The sequence below is a fragment of the Microbacterium maritypicum MF109 genome (genome assembly GCF_000455825.1).
Taxonomy (GTDB): domain Bacteria; phylum Actinomycetota; class Actinomycetes; order Actinomycetales; family Microbacteriaceae; genus Microbacterium; species Microbacterium maritypicum_A.
The window spans coordinates 1-258 of sequence record NZ_ATAO01000170.1; the positions used below are offsets into that span (position 1 = coordinate 1).

At 76.7% G+C, this 258-nt stretch carries 1 pseudogene; it reads right to left on the reverse strand.

The features are described from left to right. Positions 1 to 258, reverse strand: a pseudogene (locus tag L687_RS0121500) (arsenic transporter); the annotation flags it as partial.

A 258-nucleotide genomic window follows, 5' to 3' on the forward strand; every position in this document is an offset into this window, starting at 1 on the left:
AGTCGAGCAGGCCCTGCGCGTGCGCCGCCTCGACCAGCACGAACAGCGACGCGGCGAGCGCGAGCGCCTGCCACGGGACGAGCGAGAGCCGCAGCGCCCGGCGCCGCCGGACCGCGAACAGGCCGATCAGCGCGAGCGCGGCGACCGCCGCCGGGATCCAGACGTCGTGGGTCAGGGCGAGCAGCGGCATCAGCACGAGCAGGATGCCGGTCGCGCTCCAGAACAGCGTCGGGTCGGCGGGCCGCCGTGCCACCGGGG